At 62.8% G+C, this 5049-nt stretch carries 5 protein-coding genes; 4 read left to right on the top strand and 1 reads right to left on the bottom strand.

Going from position 1 to position 5049, the window contains the following annotated elements:
- The first annotated feature begins 704 nt into the window (after window positions 1–704).
- Window positions 705–1109: an SRPBCC family protein gene (locus WBQ44_RS00475; protein WP_495564773.1), complete on the top strand. Its 405-nt coding sequence runs from the start codon at window positions 705–707 to the stop codon at window positions 1107–1109.
- Window positions 1097–1924: an RNA polymerase sigma factor gene (locus tag WBQ44_RS00470; RefSeq protein WP_495564772.1), complete on the top strand. Its 828-nt coding sequence runs from the start codon at window positions 1097–1099 to the stop codon at window positions 1922–1924. The genes WBQ44_RS00475 and WBQ44_RS00470 overlap by 13 nt, the downstream gene beginning before the upstream one ends.
- An 18-nt stretch (window positions 1925–1942) precedes the next feature.
- On the opposite strand, the gene WBQ44_RS00465 is transcribed toward WBQ44_RS00470, so the two are convergent.
- The gene (locus tag WBQ44_RS00465) at window positions 1943–2437 is read right to left on the bottom strand and encodes a hypothetical protein (protein WP_495564771.1); all 495 of its coding nucleotides are present in this window, start codon (window positions 2435–2437) and stop codon (window positions 1943–1945) included.
- A gap of 212 nt (window positions 2438–2649) precedes the next feature.
- Here WBQ44_RS00465 and WBQ44_RS00460 point away from each other — a divergent pair, with 212 nt between their 5' ends.
- Both WBQ44_RS00460 and WBQ44_RS00455 read left to right on the top strand, forming a co-directional pair.
- A complete protein-coding gene (locus tag WBQ44_RS00460) occupies window positions 2650–3291 on the top strand; it encodes a maleylpyruvate isomerase family mycothiol-dependent enzyme (protein WP_495564770.1) in 642 nt (213 codons plus the stop codon).
- A 78-nt stretch (window positions 3292–3369) separates the two neighbouring features.
- Window positions 3370–4509, top strand: a complete 1140-nt coding sequence (locus WBQ44_RS00455) for a hypothetical protein (RefSeq protein ID WP_495564769.1) — start codon at window positions 3370–3372, stop codon at window positions 4507–4509.
- Window positions 4510–5049: the final 540 nt, after the last annotated feature.

Genomic DNA, 5049 nt, shown 5'->3' with positions numbered 1-5049 from the left:
CCCCTACGTTCCGCCGCCGGCCTACTACGCCCCCTTGCCTGAAGACCCGCCGCCGCCCCCTCCGCCCCCCGGCACCAACGTCAGCGGCTGCATCGGCTACAACGGGCGATGGGTAAGCGCCGGGGGCTGCAACTGAGGCTGGTAAACAACACGGATCGATCTGACTTTTCGACCGGAACTGACGCCCCTACCGAGAAGTGAGTCGGCTTTTGACTGCTTCATCGGCTCCCAAGGGTTCCGAAAAGGACCTAGTCGCATCCATTTTGGTCGAGAGGTGTGGAGTCGTGGGCGATGTGAACGCGATTGCCGCCGACGACCAGCTGTTCGACGAGTGTTTCAGCGTTGGCGGCAGCCATGCTTCGGAGGTGTGATGAAGCGACGCCGACGCTAGCCGTAATGCTCCGGCACGAATGATGAATCGCTGCGCAGAGGCCGTTGGCGAGGGTCGAGACGTCGTCAGTGGGGAGTGTGACGAAACTTCCTGCGGGCGGCACCAGGAGCTGGTCGCAAGCAGCGAATGGGGCCGTGCAAGCGCGGGCATCCAGCGCCACTACCGCATCGAGAAGCCCTCGAACCCATTCCCATGACCATCAGTCGCAGGAAGTCAGTCGGAACAAAATGCGCCTGAGTGGTCACAGTCAGGGCTCTCGGGAAGTCGAATGTAGATGAGTACCCAGCCGCGTCTACAGAAATGAGTCTTTCTCGTGAGAAGCCACATCGAGTCCGTATCGATCGCCGCGCCGGCGGCACAGACGTATGGCTTTGTCGCCGATATTGACCGGTTGCCGACGTGGGCGATCGGATTCGCCAAGAGCGTTGATCGCACCGCGGAGGGCGATTTCGTGACCACCGCCGGCGGTGACCGGGTCGGGATCCGCCTCGCGGTCGACCCCGAACACGGTGTGGTCGACTATGTGATGAGTCCACAGCCGGGGATGGAGTCCACCGCCTACACCCGCGTGGTCGACATCGAGGGTGCGTCGTTGTACATATTTGTGATGACGCAGGCGCCGGGGATGCCCGATGAAGTGTTCGTGGCACAGATCGCCGAACTCAAGCGCGAGCTGACGGTGCTCAAGGCGCATCTGGAGTCTGCATGCCCGATGTAGCTGCGTCGGTGGACTTTACGTTGGTACGCAGCGCCGCTGACGGTGACCGCGATGCCCTCGCGCAGGTCTTGACAGCTATCAAGGATCAGGTCTACCGGCTCTCGGTGCGGATGTTGTGGCATCCCGCCGACGCCGAAGACGCCGCCCAAGAGATCCTGATCAAGGTGATGACGCGGCTCGACAGTTTCGGGGGCCGCGCGGCGTTCGAGACATGGGTGTACCGACTAGCGGTCAATCACCTCCTGACGACGCGGGCCCGACGTGCTGAGCGAGCGGTGGTGAGTTTCGATGAGCTCGGAATTGAGCTGTCGTCGGGCCTAGATTTGCCTTATGACGCTGCCGGTGTGGATGAGGATCTGCTCGTCGAAGAGGTGAAGGTTGGGTGCACCCAGGCGATGCTGCTTTGCCTGGACCGGCCGCACCGCGCCGCCTACATCCTCGGCGAAATCTTCGATCTCAGCAGCACCGAAGCCGCCGAGATCCTCGACGTCACGCCTGCGACCTACCGCAAACGCCTGTCGCGGGCACGCGCGCGGATCCAGAACTTCATGCGTGCCCACTGCGGATTGATTGAGGTTGCCAACGAGTGCCGGTGCTCGCGGCGGGTCGGCTGCGCAATCAGCCACGGTCGCACCGATCCTGGCCGGCTGCTGTTCGCCCACCAGGTGCAGACCAGTGTCCGCCACGTGGAGAACTTGCGAGACGCCGCCGCGGTGTTCCAGAGTCAACACGAACTGAAGGCGACCGGTCGCATAGTCGAGGCCATCCTGGCCACTGGTTTCAGCGGAGATTTCCGGTCGGACACCAACACCTAACGAGGATTGCTTCGGTGGCTACCGTTCGCGGGGTGTGCGAGCGAGTGTTGATGAAGGCAGCGCCATCCTGGCTAGCGCTGTCCGTGACAGGTGGATCAGCAATTCACTTGGCGGCCAACCTGCAGGGACTGCCCCCAGTTTGGTGGCAGTCCCTTCGCGTTGGCTCAAGCGCTGTGTGGCGATGGCGCCTGAGCAGGTGAGTAGCGCAGCGCACACGGTAGGGCTGTCTCCCATGGCTGCGATGAGTTCGTCAGTGACGTCCGGGAGGACACTCGCGGAGTTGATGTAGATCAGGCGTCGGTAGCCCAGTGCCCGATAGTTGCGCCACATCGCCGTGAGGTTCTGTTCGGCGAGTTTGTGCGCCCAGGGCAGCGGGTGGGCCATGTCGAGGAAGTCACCGTCGATCACGCAGTGCGAGACGTCGTTGGCAGTGAGCTGTGCGTGCATCTCCAGGGCCACCGTCGTCTTGCCCACGCCGGACCGCCCGCCGAGGATGAGCGCTTCGCTGCCCACCGCGAACACTGTGACACCTTCGTCGCTGATATGGCTAAGTCTTTTCGGAAGCGAGCCGGGGGGACACATCGCCGTGGGTACCTCATGGCGCGGAACTCTTCGCTTGGGAAGGCGGAGCCCGCCAGTGAGACAATGGAGGTCGGCGCTCGATGGCGACCCGGGCGGCGTCCACCCACGGCATCGGGGCTCACCGATAATCTGCAGGTGTGCGGATGAGTTCAGCGGACTGCGACCGTGTCTTTGAGGCGGTAGCCGCCGAGCGCCGCGAGATCGCCGCATTGGTTGAGAGACTGGACGCCGGGCAGCTGGCCACACCTAGCCTGTGCGCGGGCTGGGATGTCAAAACTCTTGCAGCACACCTGATCAGAGACTTCGCTGACGGGTTCTGGGGCTTCCTGGCCAGCGGTGTACGACATCGCAGCGTAGATCGCGGGATTGATGCCCTCGCCCGACGCCGCGCAATGGCATCTGCGGCCGATATCGCGGACGCTCTTCGCTGTGGTGCCGATTATCGGCTTAGCCCACCGATCACCGGTCCGGTATCTGGCTTGACCGATGTGTTGGTCCACGGTTGCGATATGCGGATCCCGCTGGCCGTTGTGCGCCGCCCAAACCCAGAACGTGTCGCGCTAGTGCTCGATTTCCTCACTGGCCGAACTCAACTCGGGTTCTTTCCGCGCGGAAGACTACGCGGTATCGCACTCATTGATGAAGACACGGGGCGAGAGTGGGGGACCGGTGACGCGCTTGTCGGGTCCGCAGAGGCATTGATGCTGGCTACCTGCGGACGTACCGTCGCGCTCGATCACCTCGCTGGCCCCGCAGTACCCGTATTGCGCTCCAGGCTTCGGTAAACGCCCTCGTCAGGCCCGGCGATGAGATGGGCACCGTATCAATGGCGACCACCGGAAGTGACGTGGGAGTCTATGCGTATGGCTGGCGGGAACCTCATGCACTGGGTACAGCAGCTCGACGAGCTCGAACAAGTCGTCAAGAACTTGGCCGACGCGATGCGGCTTCACCCGCGGCAGGATGAGTGGATCGCCGGTGACCCGTCACAAGCGTTGCGGGAAACCACGCCGGGGGACTATCTGCGTGACCTCCCCCGTCTGAACACCGCCGACGACCCGGAGCTGCAACGAGCATCGTTGGCACTCGCACTGGCCATCCGTGCCGTCACGGCCGGTCGTCGGCAGCGCTGGACGGCACGAGAATTCGTGCCTGCCCTCGATGCGATCTGCGCCGGGATCGCGCCGATGCGTGCGGCTCTCACCGCACCGGCGGCCACGCCGGCGACGTTGGAATCCATTGTTGCGGAACTGCGCAGTGAGTTCACGCTGTCGTTGGCGGTGATGCTCAGCGGGCAGTACGCCGTGGTCACCAAGCTCTACGAGTGGTACTCCGCGGCGTCTGGTGTTTCTGGAGACGCCTACCTCGATGTCCGACGATTCGAGATCGTCGAGCAGGCCGGGCCAGGCTGCATCCCCATGCGCGATCTCGAAATTGCCACGCACGGCGGGGTCACGATGTTGACACCGCAGACCGGATTCGTGAGCTTCGACCGGTTCTCGCCGGTCCAGCAGCTGCTCTACGGCCAGTGGTTCGCCTACATGCACTCGCTGTGGGATGAGCAATACCGTGGGCGCGTGGCCGCCGCGCACGGCACCGCACCGGATGGCAGTCCCTGGGACTCGCGAGACATCCGCGTGCCGATCTTCGGAGACATCCGCCGAATCCGCAACGACTACATCCACAACAAAGGAATCGTCGACGAAGCGAGCGAGACAGAAGTCCTTACATGGTTCACCGAGGGCAAGGCCGCGGCGATCACGCCCGAACAGATGATGTCGTTGCTCACCATGTTCCCTGAATCAGACCTACTCGACAAACCCACGCCAGCAGCGAAGCACAGTCGCAAACCCTTACCGTGGAGCGCCGAACCGAACCTCGTCGAACAGGTGCAGCAACGAGCACGCCAACTCGGGCTCAATCGGAAGGCCCGCAAGGACATCGGCGCCGCAGCACTGGATCTGTGGCTGGCGGCCAACCCAGTCCCCACAGCTGACGACTGAGACCACGACCCGTATCTCGACTTTTCAGAGCAAAACGAACCCGCATGCCGCGTCATCACGGCCGGGGGCCGGCCTGCGGCGGTGCTTGAGAACCCGCCGCACACGCGGCCAGGGAGGACGCGATGCATGGTCCTGCACCACCGTACCGTTCCGCCTTTTGCCACTTGGATGACCAAAATCGCTTCGCCATCTCCGTGACTATCATGGAAACGGCGCAGCTAGAAGCGGTGACGTTCGCCATCGAGTTTGACGATCGACACCTTCTTCTTTGTCGATTGTCAAAGTGGATGTCATTTGGTCATTTGAGATGTCACCAAATGTCGCAGATGACATCTAAATGACTAATTTATTAGCCTATCTCGATATCTCAGGGCTGAAGTGGGGCTCCCTGGCTCCTGACTTCGTGCGTCCCTTTCCAAGCCCCGCATAGGTCCGAGGTGGACACGCGTCAGCATCGAAACCTTCAAGGCGGCACGTCGAAAGAACCACCCGCAGGCCGTGGGTGGCCGTGCAAGCGTGCCTGACGTCCTGCCGGGCCCC

Origin of the sequence: Rhodococcus sp. (in: high G+C Gram-positive bacteria) (assembly GCF_049591685.1) — a bacterium.
Lineage (GTDB): Bacteria > Actinomycetota > Actinomycetes > Mycobacteriales > Mycobacteriaceae > Rhodococcoides.
The sequence above is the reverse complement of the archived record's forward strand: the minus strand, read 5'-3'. Positions and strand labels throughout refer to the sequence as shown.